This is a genomic window from Stenotrophomonas sp. YJH_SMC_12-1 (genome assembly GCF_059370935.1).
On the sequence record NZ_JCAFUD010000004.1, the window covers coordinates 174,066 to 193,441 of the forward strand.

General features: G+C 66.1%; 18 protein-coding genes and 2 pseudogenes. 12 read left to right on the forward strand and 8 right to left on the reverse strand.

The features are described from left to right. Positions 1-3: 3 nt before the first annotated feature. The 3 genes from AC5P8Y_RS09185 to AC5P8Y_RS09195 all read left to right on the forward strand — a co-directional run bounded on the left by AC5P8Y_RS09185 (position 4) and on the right by AC5P8Y_RS09195 (position 2,053). Positions 4-1,356: a TFIIB-type zinc ribbon-containing protein gene (locus AC5P8Y_RS09185; protein ID WP_164133485.1), complete on the forward strand. Its 1,353-nt coding sequence runs from the start codon at positions 4-6 to the stop codon at positions 1,354-1,356. Next, positions 1,353-1,613, forward strand: a complete 261-nt coding sequence (locus AC5P8Y_RS09190; protein WP_033834266.1) for a hypothetical protein — start codon at positions 1,353-1,355, stop codon at positions 1,611-1,613. Before AC5P8Y_RS09185 ends, AC5P8Y_RS09190 begins: the two co-directional genes overlap by 4 nt. 65 nt (positions 1,614-1,678) lie before the next feature. Beyond that, positions 1,679-2,053, forward strand: coding sequence for a hypothetical protein (locus AC5P8Y_RS09195; RefSeq protein ID WP_033834267.1), 375 nt, complete (start codon positions 1,679-1,681; stop codon positions 2,051-2,053). Positions 2,054-2,152: 99 nt separating this feature from the next. Here the strand turns inward: AC5P8Y_RS09195 and AC5P8Y_RS09200 are convergent, their stop codons facing one another. Further along, a complete protein-coding gene (locus AC5P8Y_RS09200; protein WP_033834268.1) occupies positions 2,153-3,049 on the reverse strand; it encodes a tyrosine-protein phosphatase in 897 nt (298 codons plus the stop codon). 17 nt (positions 3,050-3,066) lie between these two features. Then, positions 3,067-5,364 carry a TonB-dependent receptor gene (locus AC5P8Y_RS09205; protein WP_049433521.1) on the reverse strand — a complete coding sequence of 766 codons (2,298 nt, stop codon included), beginning with the start codon at positions 5,362-5,364 and terminating at the stop codon, positions 3,067-3,069. A gap of 114 nt (positions 5,365-5,478) precedes the next feature. On the opposite strand from AC5P8Y_RS09205, the gene AC5P8Y_RS09210 reads away from it, so the two are divergent. After that, positions 5,479-6,123 (forward strand): TetR/AcrR family transcriptional regulator, encoded by a 645-nt coding sequence (locus AC5P8Y_RS09210; RefSeq protein ID WP_049433522.1) that lies wholly within the window; start codon positions 5,479-5,481, stop codon positions 6,121-6,123. A 47-nt stretch (positions 6,124-6,170) separates the two neighbouring features. Here the strand turns inward: AC5P8Y_RS09210 and AC5P8Y_RS09215 are convergent, their stop codons facing one another. Next, complete coding sequence (locus tag AC5P8Y_RS09215; RefSeq protein WP_141097846.1) at positions 6,171-6,476, reverse strand: hypothetical protein; 306 nt, start codon at positions 6,474-6,476, stop codon at positions 6,171-6,173. A gap of 226 nt (positions 6,477-6,702) precedes the next feature. On the opposite strand from AC5P8Y_RS09215, the gene AC5P8Y_RS09220 reads away from it, so the two are divergent. The 4 genes and pseudogenes from AC5P8Y_RS09220 (at position 6,703) to AC5P8Y_RS09235 (ending at position 10,403) form a co-directional block, all read left to right on the forward strand. Further along, positions 6,703-7,662 carry a cation diffusion facilitator family transporter gene (locus tag AC5P8Y_RS09220; protein ID WP_049433524.1) on the forward strand — a complete coding sequence of 320 codons (960 nt, stop codon included), beginning with the start codon at positions 6,703-6,705 and terminating at the stop codon, positions 7,660-7,662. Positions 7,663-7,734: 72 nt separating this feature from the next. Next, complete coding sequence (locus AC5P8Y_RS09225) at positions 7,735-8,370, forward strand: DNA-3-methyladenine glycosylase (protein ID WP_033834315.1); 636 nt, start codon at positions 7,735-7,737, stop codon at positions 8,368-8,370. Then, positions 8,370-8,564, forward strand: coding sequence for a hypothetical protein (locus tag AC5P8Y_RS09230; RefSeq protein ID WP_049433525.1), 195 nt, complete (start codon positions 8,370-8,372; stop codon positions 8,562-8,564). Before AC5P8Y_RS09225 ends, AC5P8Y_RS09230 begins: the two co-directional genes overlap by 1 nt. Before the next feature lie 120 nt (positions 8,565-8,684). Continuing rightward, positions 8,685-10,403 (forward strand): annotated as a pseudogene (locus AC5P8Y_RS09235) (sensor domain-containing diguanylate cyclase). Here the strand turns inward: AC5P8Y_RS09235 and xth are convergent. Continuing rightward, complete coding sequence (gene xth, locus AC5P8Y_RS09240) at positions 10,404-11,195, reverse strand: exodeoxyribonuclease III (RefSeq protein ID WP_033834274.1); 792 nt, start codon at positions 11,193-11,195, stop codon at positions 10,404-10,406. Between the two features lie 161 nt (positions 11,196-11,356). Between xth and AC5P8Y_RS09245 the strand changes: the two genes are divergently transcribed. Continuing rightward, positions 11,357-12,943 carry an alpha-amylase family glycosyl hydrolase gene (locus AC5P8Y_RS09245; protein WP_049433527.1) on the forward strand — a complete coding sequence of 529 codons (1,587 nt, stop codon included), beginning with the start codon at positions 11,357-11,359 and terminating at the stop codon, positions 12,941-12,943. Here the strand turns inward: AC5P8Y_RS09245 and AC5P8Y_RS09250 are convergent. Continuing rightward, positions 12,913-13,320 (reverse strand): hypothetical protein, encoded by a 408-nt coding sequence (locus AC5P8Y_RS09250; protein WP_231522354.1) that lies wholly within the window; start codon positions 13,318-13,320, stop codon positions 12,913-12,915. The two genes, AC5P8Y_RS09245 and AC5P8Y_RS09250, sit on opposite strands and share 31 nt — an antisense overlap. A 100-nt stretch (positions 13,321-13,420) precedes the next feature. Then, positions 13,421-13,900 (reverse strand): annotated as a pseudogene (locus tag AC5P8Y_RS09255) (LLM class flavin-dependent oxidoreductase); the annotation flags it as partial. A 59-nt stretch (positions 13,901-13,959) separates the two neighbouring features. Here AC5P8Y_RS09255 and AC5P8Y_RS09260 point away from each other — a divergent pair. The 3 genes from AC5P8Y_RS09260 (at position 13,960) to AC5P8Y_RS09270 (ending at position 15,908) form a co-directional block, all read left to right on the forward strand. Beyond that, the gene (locus tag AC5P8Y_RS09260) at positions 13,960-14,343 is read left to right on the forward strand and encodes a sensory rhodopsin transducer (protein WP_049433528.1); all 384 of its coding nucleotides are present in this window, start codon (positions 13,960-13,962) and stop codon (positions 14,341-14,343) included. Between the two features lie 99 nt (positions 14,344-14,442). Then, entirely contained in the window at positions 14,443-15,309 is an 867-nt protein-coding gene (locus AC5P8Y_RS09265; RefSeq protein ID WP_049433529.1) for a glucose 1-dehydrogenase, read from the forward strand. Positions 15,310-15,314: 5 nt separating this feature from the next. Continuing rightward, a complete protein-coding gene (locus AC5P8Y_RS09270; RefSeq protein ID WP_049403767.1) occupies positions 15,315-15,908 on the forward strand; it encodes a mechanosensitive ion channel domain-containing protein in 594 nt (197 codons plus the stop codon). Between the two features lie 117 nt (positions 15,909-16,025). On the opposite strand, the gene AC5P8Y_RS09275 is transcribed toward AC5P8Y_RS09270, so the two are convergent. Both AC5P8Y_RS09275 and AC5P8Y_RS09280 read right to left on the reverse strand, forming a co-directional pair. Then, positions 16,026-17,969, reverse strand: coding sequence for a MacB family efflux pump subunit (locus AC5P8Y_RS09275; RefSeq protein ID WP_049433530.1), 1,944 nt, complete (start codon positions 17,967-17,969; stop codon positions 16,026-16,028). A gap of 2 nt (positions 17,970-17,971) precedes the next feature. Next, positions 17,972-19,153, reverse strand: a complete 1,182-nt coding sequence (locus tag AC5P8Y_RS09280) for an efflux RND transporter periplasmic adaptor subunit (RefSeq protein ID WP_033834280.1) — start codon at positions 19,151-19,153, stop codon at positions 17,972-17,974. Between the last annotated feature and the right edge of the window lie 223 nt (positions 19,154-19,376).

Genomic DNA, 19,376 nt, shown 5'->3' on the forward strand with positions numbered 1-19,376 from the left:
GACATGTCCGATCCCCGAAACGGCCCACCGCCGCTGCCCGGATCCGCGCCCGCGACGCCGCCGCCCCTGCCGGCGGCGTCGTTGGATGGGCCCGGTTCGCCGCAGGACGTCCCCCCCGTGCCCGGCAGCTTCCCGCTGGACACTTCGAAGCTGCCGCAGGCCATCCGCGATGAAGTGGAAGCGCCCGATCCCGTGGCCATCGATACCTCGGCCAGCGAGCTGAAGGACGGCCTCAACCGCTGCCCGAAGTGCGGCGCCACCGACATCCGGCCCAAGGCCGGCACCGACATCCTCGTCTGCCTGTACTGCCGTCACGAATGGCATGGCGCGCGGGTCGAGGAGGAATTCGGGCTGGGCGAGGCCATCGACCAGCTGCGCGGCACCGTCATCGCGTCCGGCGCACGCGACATCGATGCCGACACCTCGGCGTTGATGACGTTCAAGTGCACCGGCTGCGGCGCCGAAGTCACGGTCAATACCGAAAGCACGATGACGGCGCGCTGCCACTGGTGCCGCCACGTGTTCGGCGTCAACGAACAGATCAGCAATGGCGCGGTGCCTGATGCGGTGCTGCCCTTCCATATCAAGAAGGACGACGCGGTCGCGCGCATCCGCCAGTTCGTCGACAAACGCCGCATGTTCGCGCTGAACGCCTTCAAGGACCAGTTCACCCCGGAAAACGTGGTGGGCGTGTTCCTGCCCTACATGATCGTCGACAGCAATGTCAGCGCGGCCGTGGCCGGCAAGGGCGAGATCAAGACGCGCGAGTACACGGTGGGCAGCGAGAAGAACAAGCGCACCCTGTACGATGCCGATGTCTACCAGGTGGAGCGCCAGGTGGATTTCACCGTTGATGACCTGCCGCTGGAATCCTCGGCCGAGCGCGGGAATCTTGATATCCGCGCCAACACCAACAACATCATCAACACCATCCTGCCGTTCGATACCAAGAACGCGGTGAAGTGGAACGCGTCCTATCTGGCCGGCTTTACTTCGGAGAAGCGCAACCTGGATGTGGAAAAGCTGCGGCCGCGGCTGGAAGACCAGCTGCTGTCGATTGCCCGCGCGCAGGTGGAAGGTTCGGTGAAGCGCTACAACCGTGGCGTGCGCTGGGAGCAGGAACAGCTGGAGGTGCATGGCACCCGCTGGGTGTCGATGTACCTGCCGGTGTGGTTGTACTCCTACCACCAGCCCGGAAAGAACGGCGGCATGCTGCACTACATCGCAGTGAACGGCCGTACCGGCGAAACCATGGGCAGCGTGCCCGTGCAGCAATGGAAGATGCTGCTGGCGGCACTGGCCACCGGCACCGTCATTGAAGCCCTCGCAATTGCCTTCCTGGTGGCATCGACATGAGCGACGACAGTGGCCTCTGGCTGTTGGCGGCAGGTCCAGCCGGCGCAACCGCGCTGTACTGGGCGCTGTACCGCTATTACCGCAACACCGATAAATCGCATTCCTTCGAGCACGAGACCGAAATCGAGGCACAGCCCGTGACCGGTTCGGACCAGCAGGTGGGCCGGGTCACCGGCACCGAGGAAAAGCGCATCCGCGGTGACAACGTGTACGAGTACCGGAAACGGGTGGTGAGGGTGAAGCCGGACGGGGATTGAAAAACCTCGGACAGCGGTTCCGCCCTGCGCTACGCTGTTGCACAACCCAACAAGGAAGCAGGTTCATGCAGCGCATTCGGAGAGCAGTTGCGGTACTTCTGGTCGCCATGGCGGCAGCCTCCACGACGGGCCCCGCCCATGCCCAGAAGGTGTGCAACGTCATCGGAAAAGTCGCGGGCCTGATTCCGTCGCAGGGCGTCGCCGGCTTCGGCATGACAGTGCCGCTGACCGGCTGCTCCTGCGATCACGCCATGATCTGGATTGATACCGCTACAGAAGGTGGAAAAGCCATGTACGCGGCGGTTCTTGCAGCAAAATTGAATGGCAGCCTGGTGCTGGCGACCTTCCAGGATGGCCAGGGAGCCAGCTCGCCGGGAAATGCCTCGATCGCGTTCCGCTATTTGGCCACCTGCAAACTGGCGGCGGTCGAAATGATGTAGCTGGTGTGGGCCTCGGTCCACGACCGGTCGAGACCGATGTGGAACCCGTGGACCCACCTGCGGATCGCTGCGTGGGAGCCCTCCTGGCCACGGCCAGCCTCAGCCGGCCTGCCCCAGCCGCACCTTCAGCTGCTGGATCTCCTGTTCGCTGACCCCGATCGACTTCAGGTAGCCCTCCGCACCACCGTACTGGTTGTGCAGCGCTGCCAGGAACTGCTCCATGTTGTCCGGCGCGGTACCGGCCATGCCCGCCATCTTGCGACCGATCTCCGGGTTCTGCTTGACCAGCGCCATGATCTGCGCGTTCATCGCGCTGTCCTTCGGCTGCCCTTCCAGATAATGCGCGGAGATCGCGTAGTTGTGCACGATCTCGGCCTTGGGCACGCCGGCCAGGTCCAGCAGCAGCCCGGCGATGATGCCGGTGCGGTCCTTGCCGGCCGTGCAATGGAACAGCACCGCACCGTCCTGCTGCGCGGCAATGCGCTGGAACACCTGCTTGAACTGCGGCTGTCTGTGGCCCAGCCACTGCACGTAGGCTTCGCCCAGCGAATCCGGGAAGCTGGTCATCATCTTCTGCAGGTCCATCTTCTCGGTACCCATCAGCGAGATGCGCTGGTAGTCGAAGCGGACGTCCCTGGCCAGCAGGTCCGGCGACTGTGCTTCCTCATCGGCGGTGCGCAGATCGATGTCCAGCTTCACGCCAGCGGCAGCCAAAGCGTCACGGTCGGCTTCGGTCAGGCGCCCAAGATCAGCGGTACGCACGAACGCATCGGCTGGAATCGGGCCGTGGCGACCTTGCAGGCCGGCGAACGTACGCACGTTCCAAGCGCCCTGCAGCGGAATCACCCGCTGCGCATCGGCAGCGACCGGCTTCACGTTGGCAGCGGCGGGCGCCTTCGCGGCGACGGCCTGCGGCGCATCAGCGGCAACAGCCGTCGCGGCCAGCGGCAGGCTCAGCATCAGGGCCAGGGCGAGTTCGGTATGGCGGGTCTTCATGGGGTTCTCCGGTCGAATCAGAAGTTGACGGCCACATCCAGGCCGAAGGTGCGCGGGTCGTTGAAGATGCCGCTCTGGCCCAGCGCCGCGCTGTTGATCTTGTAGAACAGGTGCTGCTCATCCAGCAGGTTGCGTGCCCACAGCGAGAACGACATCGTGGTGCCGGTGCCGTTGACCGGCACATCCACCAATGCCACCCGTGCATTCACCACGAACGAGCTGTCGGTGAGCATCTGGTCGTACTCGCTGGTGTAGTAGCCGTCGGACCAGTTGCCGTCCACATGGAACTTCAGTGCCGAGAAGTTGGCGAACGGCACCAGATAGTCGGCCGACAGGCTGCCCGCATTCTTCGGTGCCAGCAGCGGCTGCACGGTCACCTGCACGCCAGCGCCGAACGGGTCGGTTGCTGTCTGCGCATCGATCTTCGTGTAGGCGTAGTTGAGGCCGAGGGTGAGGTTGTCCAACGGCATCACGTTGAATTCCAGCTCCGCACCCCGGGACTTGCCATCGCTCAGTGCGTTGGTGGTGACCATGGTGGTGCGTGTTTCACCGCTGTTCGGGTCGAACGGCAGCGAGAAGTCCATCTGCTTGTGCGCGATGGTCGAATCGAACACGGCCAGGTTCAGGCGTGCACGGTTGTCCCAGAACTGCGATTTGAAGCCCAGCTCATAGGCCGTCACTTCCTCCGGACCGAAGGCCGCGTAATTGGTCGAACGTGAGTTGGCGCCACCCGCCTTGAAGCCGGTGCTGTACTTGGCATAGACCATGGCGTGTTCGCCAAGGTCGTAGGCAATGTTGACCATCGGGTCGAAGCGGCTCCAGCGGTCCTTGAACGCAAGGTTGGTGGCGGCACCGTTGACGATGTACAGCTTGCCCTTCTTGTCATCACGTGTGTAGCGACCGCCGGCGGTCAGGTGCAGGCGCTGCAGTGCTTCCGGTGTCCACGTGGCCTGGCCGAACACGCCCAGGCTGTCGGTCCACGCCTTGCTGGCACGGTCGATACGCACCCGGGAAAGATCCAGCGGATTGGTCGCGGGGTTCACCGTGTAGCTGTTGCCACCCGGCCCCCACACCAGCATGTTCGGGGTCTGTGCATTGTCGCCAGCGGTCTCGTGGTAGTAGAACGCACCGCCAAGGAACTGCACCTGCGGGGTGTTACCGATCAGCTGGAATTCCTGGCTGTACTGGTGCTGGTAGACCTGGGCCAGGCTGTAGCGGCCGAACGGCGTGCCGGCGCCACCATAGGCCGAGATCGCATCGACCAGGCCCATGTCGAACTGGCCCTGGGTCAGCTCGCGGTAGGAACTGATCGACTTCAGCTCAAGGTTGTCATTCAATGCCCACGACAGGTTCAACAGATGGCCGCTGGTGCGGCCGATATTGTCTTCCTGCGGCCCGCCCAGGATGGCGCTGTCGCGGCGGTCCTGGCTGGCGCCTGCCTTCTGCAGCGGGCTGAGGTAGGCGCCCGGTACCAGGACCTGGCTGTGATACGGCGTGGTGGCATCGTAGGAGCGGTCGAAGGCGTACAGCAGCGAGAAGTCATCGCTCGGCTGCCACAGCGCGCTCAGGCGTGCGCCGCGCTTGTCGTAGCTGTTGAAGTCGCGCTCGCCGCGCATGGGATTGTCGGTGGTGCCGCCGCGTTTGGCCTGTACGGCGTCGATCTTGAAGCTGACATCGCCCACCTTGGGCAGGTCCAGGTGCAGCGCACTGTTGTACCCACTGAAGTTGGACACCCCGGCGCTGACGCTGCCGCCAAACTCGCCGGTCGGCGCCTTGGTCACGATGCTCACGGCGCCGCCTTCGGTATTGCGGCCGAACAGCGTGCCCTGCGGGCCCTTCAGCACTTCGATGCGCTCCACGTCGTAGAGCATGCTGCCCAGGCCCTGCGCGCGGCCCATGAACACGCCATCGACGTAGATGCCGACGCCGGCATCACGCGCCGGCTGGTTGGCGTCGCCGGAGGCGCCGATGCCACGAATGCCGATATTCAGTGCGGAACTGCGGGTGGCGAACGGTGTGACCCGCAGCGATGGGATGGAGCCATCGGACAGGGCGCCGAGCGAAATCGCGTTGCGATCCTTCAGCGCTTCGGCATCGACCACCGACACCGAGATCGGCGTCTCCTGCAGGTTGGTGGCGCGCTTCTGGGCGGTCACCATCACCTGGTCGAGGGCGACCACGGTGCGTGCGGCATCGGCGGACGCGCTGGCGTCGGCGCCCGGTCTGTCTTCGGCATGGGCCAGCACCGGCAGAGCGGCGGCGATGGCGAGGGTGAACAACGGGCGGTGCAGCGTGGCGTGGCGCATCGGACTCATTCGCGGAAGGAGGAGGCCGGCGCAGTCTGGGAGGCGGGAATTACAAATGAATGACCGTTCATTCACACCTTTTGTGACGTACTATCCCGCCTCTGGACGCCCTGACCTCACGCAATGACGCCGAAACCCGCCGTAGCCCCGACCGCCGAACATCCTGCTGCAGCCCATGCCGAGGCCCAGCGCCGGCGCATCCTCGACGCCGCCCAGAAGTGCTTCATCACCCGCGGTTTCCATGCCGGTTCCATCGGCGATATCGCCGCAGAGGCCGAGATCAGCCAAGGCTTGATGTACCGCTACTTCGCCAACAAGCGCGCCTTGATCCTGGCCCTGATCGAGCGCCAGTTGCGCCACGACCAGGCCTCGATCAGCGCGATGCCGGCTGGCTCCGACCTGGTCGATGGGCTACTGGAGTGCTATCAGCAATGGGCGCGCGGTGAAGTGCTGCCGATTCACGGCAATGCGATTGCAAGCGTTGCGCTGTACGCGGAAATCAATGCCGAAGCCCATCGCGATCCGGAGCTGGCCGGTGTGCTGCGTACCCATGACAAGCAGACCAGCGCCGCCATCCATGCCTGGCTGCGCCAGCGCGATGCCAGCCTTGGCCGGGTTCTGGACGAAGAGCAGATTGCCGGCCGCACCCTGCTGCTGCGGTTGCTGGTAGAAGGCCTGGCCATGCGCGCCGTGCGCGATCCCGACCTGCCACCGGAACGGGTACGCGCCCTGCTGGCCGATGCAATTGGGCGCGTGATGGCGGATTGAACGGTGGTGCCGGCCGCTGGCCGGCACCACGGGCCGAAATGACTGTATCAGATGAAGAAGCGGGCCGGCAGAACCTTCTGTGCGGCCTTCACGCTCGCCTTGAAGTACCAGGACGCCAACGCAAGGAATCCCATGACGATCAGCAGCCCGTATCCCGGGCGTCCCCAGCTTGCGATCGGGGCTGCACCTGCCACTGCAACAAGCGTGCGACCCGCAATGTACAGCAGGGTGCTGGAGATCGATGCGACGGTAGCGCAGAGCGCCAGACTGATAAGGGCGTACCAGACGGGCACCTCTCCACCGTTCGAGCGGGGAGTAGGGTCAGGCATCGGCGAGGAAAGTTTGCGATTCATCGACGTCTCTTCAGGTCATGGAGAAATAGTCGACGTCGCTTCGAACAGGATCGGCAACGACGACTGACCCAAGCGTAGGGCCTGGCGTCCGCAGTCCCGTCGTCTAACCGGCTTGATCGCAGCGGCAGTTGGGCCCTGCCCGGCCCCGGCACATCGGACACCTGCACATCCCGGGGACATGCCCGTCCGGAAGATCAGGCATCCACCTGCCCTCCCCCTTGCCTTGATGTCTGCCCCCACCGGTTCCCGTCTGGTCATCTACGCCGCCCTCGCGGGCAACCTGGCCATCGCCATCGCCAAGTTCATTGCTGCCGGCATCTCCGGCAGCTCGGCCATGCTCAGTGAGGGCGTGCATTCGCTGGTCGACACCCTCAATGAGGTGCTACTGCTGTACGGTCTGCGTCGCGCCGGCAAGGCGCCAGACCCCGTGCATCCGTTCGGCTACGGCCGCGAGCTGTACTTCTGGAGCTTCATCGTCGCCCTGCTGGTGTTCGCCGCCGGCGCCGGTGTTTCGGCCTACGAGGGCATCCAGCACATCCGCCGGCCGGAGCCGGCCACCAACCACGCGTTGAGCTACAGCGTGCTGGGCATCTCCATCCTGTTCGAGGGGGCTTCATGGTGGGTCGCGCTACGGGAGTTCCGGCGTACCAAGGGCAAACTGGGCTACTTCGAAGCCTTCCGTCGCAGCAAGGACCCGTCCACCTTCACCGTGCTGCTGGAGGATAGCGCGGCCCTGCTGGGCCTGGGTTTCGCACTGATCGGGCTCGTGGCCGCCCAGGTCCTGGACATGCCGGTGCTTGATGGTGTGGCGTCGCTGTGCATCGCCGGCGTGCTTGCCGCCACCGCCTTTCTTCTCGCACGCGAAACCAAGGGACTGCTGGTGGGTGAGCCGGCCCACCCGGCCGTGGCCGAGCGGATCATGGCCGTGGCGGAAACCGATCCGGACCTGCGCCGCGCAAATGGCGTGACTACCATGCAGATGGGCCCTGAACAGGTCGTGGCCATGCTCAGCGCCGAGTTCGAGGATGACCGGAAGACACCGCAGATCGAGGCGTGCATCACCCGCATCGAATCAGCCGTGAAGCGCGAGTATCCGGAGCTGGTGGCATTGTTCATCAAGCCGCAGACGCCCGAGGTCTATGCCTCCCGCCGCGCGGCACTGGCCGCTCCGCCTGCACAGGAATGACACTGCGTCTGCGCCCGTTTCACCTGTCTGGTGCCACAGTGCCATCACCGTTTGCCCGAGACTGCCTCTACCGTGCCGGATTGGTTGCCCGCCGCTCTTCAGATCCTCCCGCGCAGCTTCTACCGGCGCCCGCCCGTTGAGGTTGCGCCCGAGCTGCTCAACAAACTTCTGGTCCGTGACGATGGCCGGGCCGGTCGCATCGTTGAAGTCGAAGCGTACGCGGGCAGTGTCGATCCGGCCGCACACTCCTATCGTGGGCAGACCCCGCGCACGGCCAGCATGTTCGGCGAGGCCGGCCACCTGTATGTCTACTTCACTTACGGCATGCACTGGGGCAGCAACGTTGTCTGCGGCGAAGTGGGTGAAGGCGTGGCGGTGCTGCTGCGGGCCATCGAGCCGCTGGTGGGCCTGGAGCGCATGCGCGAACTGCGTCCCGCCGCGCGCCGCGACCACGATCTGGCCAGCGGGCCCGGCAAGCTCTCGCAGGCCTTCGGGCTGGACCGCAGCTTCGACGGCGCTGATCTGGTGACCGGCAACCACGGCATTGTCATCGCCAGCGACGGCGTGCCGCCGCCGGAGGATCCAGTGGTCGGGCCCCGCATCGGCATCACCCGCGCTGTTGATTTCCCCTGGCGTTGGCACATCCGTGATCATCGTCACGTATCGATCCAGCCACGTCGCGCTTCCGCCTCAGCGAGGAAACGATGATGACCCCGCTCGACAAGCCACTGCGCCGCGAACTGCACATCGACGGCCAACCCTACACTCTCACCGTGGCCCCTGACGGCCTCAAGCTGGTTGAGAAGGGGCGACGCAAAGGCATCACACTGCGCTGGCAGGACCTGGTATCCGGAGACGCTGCACTGGCCACCGCCTTGCAGGCATCGCTCCAACAGCACTGAGCCGGCGCGCCCACCTCACATCGGCATCACCCCGCCGTGGCGATACATAACGGCGCGCACACTAGCGTAGCGCCAGCCAGCCGCCGCAACCGCCCTCGCCACCCAGCCCTGAAAAGCGCCATGGACGAAGCCGAACGACTGCTCGAAATCGAACGACTGCACCTGTTGGATACGCCACCGGAGCCGGTGTTCGATGCCATCGTCGCCGCGGCCCGCGCCGCGACCGGACTGACCATGGGCCTGATCACCGTGGTGGCCGAAGACCGCCAATGGTTCAAGGCCAACATCGGCCTGGAGGGCGTCAGCGAGACCGCCCGCGAGATTTCCTTCTGCACCCATGCCATACGCCAGGACGAGCTGTTCGAGATACCCGATGCGCGCCAGGACCCACGCTTTTCCACCAATCCACTGGTCACCGGTGGGCCGCGCATCCGCCACTACGCCGGCATTCCCCTGGGATCGACGCACGGCGCACGCATCGGCACGCTGTGCCTGCTCGACCCGATGCCCGGTGTGCTGTCACCCTCCCAGCGTGAACTGATGGTGCATCTGGCTCGGGTCACCACCCAGGTGCTGGAACAGCGCAGCACCCTGATGGCGCAGGTTGGCCAGGCCAAGGCGCTGCATCGCGAGCTGAAACGCAGTGAGGACTTCCTGGAGCGTACCAACCGTGCCGCACGGGTGGGCGGCTGGGAGATGGACCTGCTGACCAACGAGGTGCGCTGGACACGGGAAACCAAGCAGTTGCATGGCGTACGCAGCAACTTCACGCCCACGTTGGAGACCGCACTCTCGTTCTATCGCGAGGACAGCCGCAACATCATCCAGGCAGCGGTACAGCGCTGCATCGACGAGGGGACATCCTGGGAAGTACAGCTGCCGATGACCACGGCCGACGGGCGCGCGATCTGGACCCGGGTGGTCGGCAGCCGGCAACAGGTCGACGGCCATCCGCGCCTGGTCGGGGCGATCCAGGACATCACGGACGAACGAGCCGCGCTGGACGCGCTGGAAGCGAGCGAAACCCGCTACCGTCGGCTGTTCCACTACAGCCTGGGCCTGATCTGCACCCACACGCTGGACGGCACATTGACCTCGGTGAATCCGGCGGCGGTGCAGTCGCTGGGCTTCGAGGAAAGCCAGATGATCGGGCGCAGCCTGTGTGACTTGATGCCGCCGGAAAAACGCGAAGGTTTCAGGGCCTACCTCGCCCGGATCCAGGCAAACCACACCGACGCTGGCGTGATCGAGCTGATTGCCGCCGATGGTACGCGCCACTACTGGGCGTACCACAACGTGCTCGACAACGAAGCCAGCCCGCCCTACGTGCTGGGGCATGCACAGGACGTCACCGCGCTGAGGATGCAGTAGCAGCAACTGCGCGACATGTCCTTCAAGGATCCGCTCACGCAGTGCTATAACCGGCGTTACCTGCACCGGCTGGATGAACTGATTGACGAGCGCTGGGCCTGCGTGATGTTCGATCTGGACCATTTCAAGCACATCAACGACACCCAGGGCCACCGCCGTGGCGACGCCGTGCTGGTCGAGTTCGCCACCTTCCTGCGCTCGCCGCTGGGCAAGGACGAGACCGTGGTACGGCTGGGTGGCGACGAGTTCATGGTAGTGCTGGTCGCGCCAGCGAATGGCCGCCTGAGCGAACTCGAGCACTGGTACCAGGACCACGCCGCGCTTTCGCCCAGCGCGTTCTCGATGGGTGCGGCCATCAACACGGCCGGTGAGCCCGTGGCCGACACCATCCAGAAGGCGGACAGCCGCCTGTACCGAACCCGCGCGCGCGTGCGTCGGGAGCGACGCGAAGACCCTGCCGCGCGTTGATCACGCCCGTACCGTCACCCAAGCCGGCGCGTGGTCGCTGGCTTTTTCCTGCAGCCGCACCCAACGGTCGACGCCCGCATCCTTCAGTCGCTCGGCCAGTACGGGATTCAACAGCAGATGATCGATGCGCAGCCCACGGTCGCGCTCGGCATGCTGGCGGAAATAGTCCCAGAAGGTGTAGATCGTGGCGTCGCCGTGCACCTTCCGCAGCGCATCGGTCCAGCCCTGCGCCAGCAGTCGTTCAAAGGCTTCGCGCACCTCTGGCTGGAACAGCGCATCGCGCCGCCAGGCCTTGGGATCATAGACATCGGCGTCTGTGGGAATCACGTTGAAATCACCCAGCAGCAGCGCCGGGTGCGGCAGCTCGACCAGGCTGCGTGCATGCCGAATCAGGCGTTCCATCCAGCGCAGCTTGTAGTCGAATTTCGGCCCGGGCTGCGGGTTGCCGTTGGGCAGGTAGAGGGCACCCACGATGACGCCGTGCACCGCTGCCTCCAGGTAGCGACTCTGCGTATCCTTGGGTTCGCCCGGCAATCGGCGGCGGCTCTCGACCGGCATGGTGCCCCGGGCGAGCAGCGCCACACCGTTCCAGCGCGCCTCACCCTGCCAGAGTGCACCGTAGCCGGCCTCTTCCAATGCCGCAGCGGGAAACGCGGCGTCGGTCGCCTTCAGTTCCTGCAGGGCAACCACGTCCGGCGATTCCCTGCGCAGCCAGTCCAGCAGCTGCGGCAGGCGCGTGCCGATGCCGTTGACGTTGAACGTCGCAATACGAAGCGTTTTGCGGCGGGGCATGGATAAAGGTTCCTCGGCGCAGCGGGACGAGCATTCACTCTGCGCGCCCGGGCATGCACGGGCCGTGGATGCCACGTCATGATGCGGTGCCATTCGGTTCACGAACCGCTGCCACGGCGCACAGCAGGCTGGTCACCCGTGAACAGTGCCGGAGAAGCCCCATGGCGGTGCGTCCGCTGCGCGCGATCTACCAGGTCGACCCGTATCTGTTCCGCGACAGCCAAGGCCGCGGCTGGGGCACCCTGGATGGCATCACCGAAAAGCTGGACTACCTGCAGTGGCTCGACATCAGCCATGTGTGGCTGCTGCCGTTCTACTGCAACGCCCGCCGTGATGGCGGCTACGATGTCACCGATCACTACCGCATCGATCCACGCCTGGGCGACGAGACCGCCTTCCAGCGCCTGGTCGATGCGGCCGACGCGCGCGGCATCGGCATCATCGTCGAACTGGTGATGCAGCACACCGCCAGCGCGCACCCGTGGTTCGTCGCCGGACAGCAGGGCGACCCGGCCTGGCGCCGCTGGTACCTGTGGAGCGACCACATGCCTGACGACGGCCTGCAGCCGATGTTCCCGCCGATCGAGGCCGCTGTCTGGACATGGGATGCCACGGCCGGCGCGTTCAACCGGCACATGTTCTACCGCCACGAGCCAGACCTCGACCTGGCCCATGCGCCGGTACGCGAGGAACTGCTGCGGGTAATGACGTTCTGGCTGCAGCGCGGCGTGGCCGGCTTCCGCGTGGACGCCGCTCCGTACATGGTCGAGCGCGCCCGCCACGCCGACCCGCGCGACGGTGGGCTGTGGCTGCTGGAGGCGATGCGCGCCACGGCAGACGCGCAGCAACCAGGGCTGCCACTGATCGGCGAAGCGGATGTCCGCGCGTCCCACTACGGTGACTTCCTGTGCCACGGGCGGCGGCTTTCGCACCTGCTGGATTTCCACCTCAACAACCATTTCTTCCTCGCACTGGCACGCGGCGATGCCAGCGAAGTGGCGCGGGTCATGGCCGAGTACGGCCCGCACGCGCCGCCGGACACACGCATTGCCTGGCTGCGCAACAATGATGAACTGGACCTTGAGCAGTTGGAGCCGGATGAGCGCGAAGCGGTGATGGAACGCTTCGCCCCTGAGCGTGGCATGCGCATCTATGGCCGTGGCATCCGCCGTCGGCTGGCACCGATGCTGGAGGGCGACATCGCATGGCAGGCCATGGCTTGGGCGGCGCTGCTGTCGCTGGGCCAGGTGCCGGTGATCCGCTATGGCGAAGAGATCGGCCTCGGTGATTGCCTGGAACTGCCCGAACGCAATGCCGTGCGCATGCCGATGCACTGGCATAACGGCCCAGGGGCTGGGTTCACCGACCAACCGCGGCATGCCTGGCGCGTGCCACCGGCAGACGGCCCCTACGGTTACCGCACGGTGAACGTCGAGGCGCAACGCGCGACGCCAGGTTCACTGCTGCTGCGGGTGCGCGAGCTGCTGCAGCAGCGCAATGCACATCCCGTGCTGCAGCAGGGTCCTCACACGCTCGACCCGCCCTCACCTGCGCTGCTGATGCTCCGCTACGGTGAGGCACCCCATCAGGCACTGGCACTGATCAACTTCGGCGACGAGCCGGTCGAGGTGGACGTACCCCTGCGCGGTCCGCTGAACACGCTGGTGGGCCACGGCGCCAAGCTGCAGGGTCGCCGCTGTTACCTGCAGGGCCACGGCTATACGTGGCTGGCTGCCGAAGGTGCCTGAGTGCGCAGCGCGGGCAGTACGTGTTCGGCGAAGTCATCGATGAAGCGTTCCTGCTCGCGGTTCACGTTGTGCAGGTAGATGCGATCGAACCCCATTCCCTGCAGCTCCTGCAGCCAGGCCCGATGCTGGCCCAGGTCTGCCGAGACATGCACGTGCTGGCGCACCGCCTCGGCGCTGACCGATCGGGCCTGTGCTTCGAACTGTTCGGGCTGGTCCAGGCCTTCGGCCAGTTCCGGCGACAGCACGTTGGCACTCCACTGCTCCATCGCACCTTCCAGCGCCGCCTGTTCGGCGCGCGCGTAGGAGAGCTTGGCCTGCAGGTACATCGGCTTGCCCCTGCCACCGCCTTCCTCGAACGCCGCAACCACACGCCGCAACTGCGCCAGCGGTTGGCTGATGGTGATCAGGCCATCGGCCCAGCCCCCCCATCCAGCGTGCGGTTTCCTCGGTGACGGCCGCCCCCAGCAGCGGCAGGGGAAGCGCCGGTCGGCTGTACAGGCGTGCCTTGCGCACCTGGAAGCCACCGTCGTGGTCGACCTGCTCGCCACCCCACAGCCGCCGCATCACCTCGGCCGCATCGCGCAGTGCCTTCTGCCGCTCCCGCTTGGCTGGCCGCGGCTGGCCGGTGATGCGCTCGTTCAGGGCCTCGCCGGTACCCAGCGCCAGCCAGATCCGGCCCGGCGCCAACTGCTCCAGAGTCGCCGCTGCCTGCGCCACCAATGCCGGGTGCTGGCGCAGCATCGGGCAGGTCACCATGCCCAGGGTCAGCGCGCTCTGCACCGCCAGCGCGCCGGCCCACACCCAGCTGTGGCCGGACTGCCCTTGCGCAGTCGTCCATGGGTGGAAATGGTCCGAGCACATCACGGCCTCGAATCCCGCCTGTTCGGCGCGCAGCGCCAGGCCCAGCAAGGTGGCGGGCGGGAACTGCTCATGCGATGCGTGGTAGCCGATGGTCATCACGGATTCCGTGCGGGGACTGGACACGATGGCAACATCCCTCCAGCTAAAACCGCGTCATGGAAACGAACGCTTCCTGCATCGGGCATCGACGCTGGGCTATCGCAGAGGGGTACATTCCAGCCTGGAGCAACGGCCCGTCACCGGAGATGCAGAGTCACGAAACCTGCTGCGTACTCAATGCCGGCGACGAGCCCGCGCATGTCACGCTGACCCTCTACTTCGAAGACCGTGATCCGGTGGGCCCCTACCGGGTCACCGTGCCGGCGCGACGCACCTGTCACCTGCGCTTCAACGACCTGCAGGATCCGGCGCCGGTGCCGCGCGGCACCGGCTTTGCCACCCTCGTTGAATCCGACCAGCCGATCATCGTGGAGCACACGCGGCTGGATTCACGGCAACCGGCCAACAGCATCATGACCACGGTCGCCCATCCGTTGTGAAGTCTTCCGCGCAGGCGTCCACGCTGCAACGACACCGCGCCCTCCGGCCGTTTACCCGCATGGAGGGAGACTGGCCCCGGTTTCCTCCGGAGAGTGACGATGGCCCTGCCCGACTACCCACGCCCGCCCTTCCCCGCCCAACAGCAATCCTTCCCCGGCAAGACCGCGCAGATGCAACCGCGTCCGGACCACGGCGAAGACAGCTACCGCGGCCATGGCTTGCTGCAGGGCAAAAAGGCACTGATCACCGGCGGTGACAGCGGCATCGGCGCAGCCGTGGCCATCGCCTTTGCGCGCGAAGGCGCCGACGTTGCCATCGCGTTCCTCGATGGTGAGCAGGACGATGCCCGCCATGTGCAGCAGCAGATCGAACAGGCCGGGCGCAAGGCCGTGCTGGTGCCGTGTGACATCAGCGACCCGGCACAGGCGCGCTCGCTCGTGGACCGCGTGGCCAGCGAACTGGACGGCCTCGACATCCTGGTCAACAACGCGGCGTACCAGCGCTACTACGAGCACTTCGACGACATCACCCTGGATGACTGGAGGCGGACGTTCGATACCAATGTCCATGCCGTGTTCAATCTGACCCGGTTGTGCGTCCCGCACCTGCGCGGTGGCGGCGCGATCATCAACACCGCATCGGTCAATTCCAAGCGGCCGACCCCGAACATCCTTCCGTACTCCGCGACCAAGGGCGCCGTCGCCAACCTGACGCTGGGGTTGGCGGGCCTGCTGGCCGAGCACCAGATACGCGTCAACGCGGTGCTGCCCGGCCCGATCTGGACGCCGTTCATCCCGGCAGGCATGGCCGCCGACGAGGTCGAGCAGTTCGGCTCGCAGACGCCGTTCGGCCGCCCCGGCCAGCCAGCCGAACTGGCATCGGCCTATGTGATGCTGGCTTCGGACAGCGCCAGTTATACCTCTGGTGCACTGCTGACCATTTCTGGCGGCGCGGCGACGCTGTAGCCTCCATGACCGGATTGCCTGCATGGATCGAGGACTGGCTGAACGTGGTTGTGCCGGTGGCCGAGGTGCTGGCCATCCTCGGCGTCGCATGGGTGATGGTGCGTGCGCTGGCGTGGCTGCTGGTGCAGGCCCGGCAGCGCGGCAGGCTGGCTCCAGAGCTTCATGTGGGCCTGCGCCGCGGCGGTGCCTTGCTGCTGTATCTGGCGGCTGCGCTGCTGATACTGGAGCGGCTGGGCGTTTCGCGCTCGGTGCTGTGGACCGCGCTGACCGGGTTCATGGCGGTCGGTGCGGTGGCGTTCTTTGCGGCGTGGAGCGTGTTGTCCAACCTGTTCTGTTCGTTCCTGATCGTCGCCACGCGCCCGTTCCGCATCAATGACACCATCGAAGTGCTGGAAAGCGTGGACAAGCCGGGCCTGTGTGGTCAGGTGGTGGACATCAACCTGATCTACACCACGCTGAGTGATCGTGGCGAAGGCGCGCGCGGTTGCCTGCTGCGCGTGCCCAACTCGTTGTTCTTCCAGCGCATCACCCGGCACTGGGGCGACAGCGGCTATGCGCAGCTTCCAGCAAGCGTGCCGATCAAAGGCAAGGCGCGCTGAGTCGCTGTAGCGCCGAGCCCATGCTCGGCTCGCTGCGCGCGGCGCAGGGCGCATCGCGGTCTGAACGGAGTGCAGCCGAGCGTGGGCTCGGCTTTACACGTGCCATAGCAGGCGAGCCTACTCCGCCGCCAATGCCTGGATCGGGTCCAGCTGTGCGGCATTGCGGGCCGGGAAGTAGCCGAAACCCAGCCCGATTGCAGACGAACATGCCAGCGCGGCGAGCACCGGCCCAGGCGTGAACAGGAACGGCACGCCCAGTGACAGCAGACTGGACAAGGCTCCCACACCCAACGCGGACAACACGCCCAGCACGCCGCCGAACAGGCAGATCAATACGGCCTCGATCAGGAACTGGCGCAGGATGTCGCCCTGCCGAGCCCCCACCGCCAACCGCACACCGATCTCGCGCACGCGCTCCTTCACCGACACCAGCATGATGTTCATCACGCCCACGCCACCGACCACCAGCGCCACCGCCGCAATCGCCGAAACCAGTGCCGCCATCGTCTGGCTGGACTTCATCACCGCCTTGCGGATCTGGTCCGAGTTGTAGATGAAGAAATCGCGGCGCCCATGCAGCCGCTGCAGTTCCGCACCCAGCGAGGACTCAGCTGCACGGGTTGGTACGTCATCGCGCACGCGTACGGTGATGCTCTCCAGCCGCTGGCTGCCAAGCAGGCGCGAGGCCGCCGAGGTGTAAGGCACGTAGACCGTGGGCGTCGCGCCGCCTGCGAATGCACTGGCACCCACCACCCCGATGACGTCCACCGGCATGCCGCCCAGCAGCACCGTGCCGCCGATCGGATTGCCGTTGAACAATGCCTTGGCCGCCTTCTGGTCGAGCACGGCCACCGCGCGATGGGCATCCACCTCGACATCGGTGAAGAACCGGCCCGCCTTCAGGCGCAGCCCGCGCACGCGGGGTAGATCAGCGCCCACGCCAAGCACCTGTGTGTTGGCGCGCCGGTTGCCCTGCAGAGCGGCCACCGAACTGCTCAGGTTGGGGCTTACGCTGTCTACGTAACTCAATGCGGCCAGGTGATCGGCATCGTCCACGACCAGCGTTTCAATCTCGGCCGCGCGCGGGTCGCCGAAATCCGCACCCGGGAAGATCTCCAGCGTACTGGCACCCAGTTCGTTGATCTGTGACTCGACCTGCGCCTGTGCGCCCTTGCCCAACGCAACCACGGTCACCACCGCAGCCACGCCGATGATGATGCCCAGCATGGTCAGCAAGGTGCGCAGGCGATGGGCCAGCATCGAACGTACCGCCATCCGTGCAGCTTCCCTGGTCGCATCCAGGCGCGCGCGGCGTTCGGCGCCCGGTTCCGTGCTGCGCTCGGGCGCGACGGCCTTGCGTGCGACCGCGGGATCACCCGTACCACGGTCGGATACGACCCGGCCGTCTGCGATCTCGATCACGCGTGAAGCGTGCGCGGCAATCGCCGCATCATGGGTCACCAGGATCACGGTATGGCCCTGCGCATGCAGGCGCTTGAGTTCGGCCATCACCTGCCTGCCGCTGGCATGATCCAGCGCGCCGGTCGGCTCGTCGGCCAGCACGACGGCGCCGCCGTTCATCAGCGAACGCGCAATGGAAACGCGCTGCTGCTGGCCGCCGGACAGCTGGCTGGGCCGGTTCGCGGTGCGCTCGCCCAGGCCCAGCGTTTGCAGCAGCAGGCGGGCACGCGTGGTGCGCGCATCGGCCCCCACCCCGGCATAGACGGCGGGCAAGGCCACGTTCTCGGTAGCGCTCAGGTTCTCCATCAGGTTGTAGCGCTGGAAGATGAAACCGAAATGCTCGCGACGCAGGTGCGCCAGTTCATCGGGCGACATCTGCTCGGTTGCGGCGCCGTGCACGCGGTAGCTGCCTTCGGTTGGCCGGTCCAGGCAGCCCAGGATGTTCATCAGCGTGGATTTTCCCGAACCGGACGGGCCGATGATGGCGATGAACTCGCCCGCCGCGATGCGCAGCGACACGTCCTTCAACACCACCACCTCGCCGGCGGCCGAGCGGTAGGCGCGCGATACGCCATGCAGTTCCAGCAGCGCGTCGGCCATGCTCACATCCCCAGCAGGCTGGTGGGCTCGGCTTCCGCGCCACTGGGCGCCTGCCCGACCACCACATTCTCGCCTGCCTTGAGGCCGGACAGGATCTGCACCGCAGTAGCGGTGCGCAGGCCGGTCGTCACGGCGCGCTCGCGGGCACGGCCCTTGGCGTCGATCACCTGTACGGTCGCGCGGCTGCCCGCCTTGTCATCGCTCTCGGACACTGCTGTCAACGGCACCTGCAGCGCGTTGGCGGCGCGCGCCAGCTGGATCGTCACCTTCACCGTCATCGACGGCTTCAGTTTCAGGCCCGGATTGGGTACGTCAAACAGCCCGGCGTAGTACACCGCCTTCGGCGTCTGCGCCGATCCACCGGTGTTGCCGGTGGCCACATCGGCAATCGACGATGGCGCAGGTTCAAGCTGCTGCAGATGCGATTCGTAGCGGCGTCCGCCCGGCCCCAGCGTAGAGAACCACAGGGGTTGGCCAGGCGCGATCAGCTCCACGTCGGCCTCCGCGATCTCGGTGCGAACCGTCATCGTGTCCATCTGTGCCAGCATTACGATGGTCGGCGTGGTCTGCATCGAGTTCAGCGTCTGCCCGGCCTTGGTGACGATGGCCACGATGTAGCCGTCGGAAGGTGAGACGATGCGGGTGTAGCCCAGGTTGATCCGCGCCGTTTCCACCTGGGTCAGCGCCTGCTCGATCTGGGCCTGCAGCGCTGCGACGTCAGAGCGCGCCGCTTCGCGCGCCACCCGCGCGGACTCGAAACCTTCCTGCGAAACCAGCCGCGACGCCACCAGCTGCGCCTGGCGCTCATGCACGCGGATGGCCTGGGCGTAGCGCGCCTGGCTGGCCGCGTGCTGGGCACGCAGCGTGTTGGCAGCCGCTTCGGCGCTGCGCAGGGCGATGCGCTGCGGCTGCGAATCCACTTCGGCAATCAGGTCGCCAGCGTGCACACGCTGGCCCAGCACCACATGCAGGCGCTTGACCTGGCCCGACACCTGCGCGCCCACCGCCACCAGTTCCTTGGGGTTGACCCGGCCAACGGCCTGCACGGTCTTTTCCAGGTCCGCCACCCTTGCCGGGGCCGTGATCAGCGCGGCATCATCACCCTCGGCAAACAGCCACCAGCCGGTGCCGCCTGCAAGAAGCGCAACGATTGCGGCAATGATCCAGGTCCTGCGGTTGTTCATCGGAAGGCTCGCATGCACGCAGCCACCGGATGTGACCGCAGAACCTGCAGTCTGGGAGGTGGTGGTGGATGTTTCTTGGAGCAACTGTGGAGATTGCATGGAGGCCGCACATCCGTTCAGGCACGGCGTCCGCTCCTGAACGGCACGGATCGCGTCCATGAAATCTCGACACAATCTCGACCAAGTCTCCATCAACGGCCCCTAGCCTTGTCGGCCTCGCCGA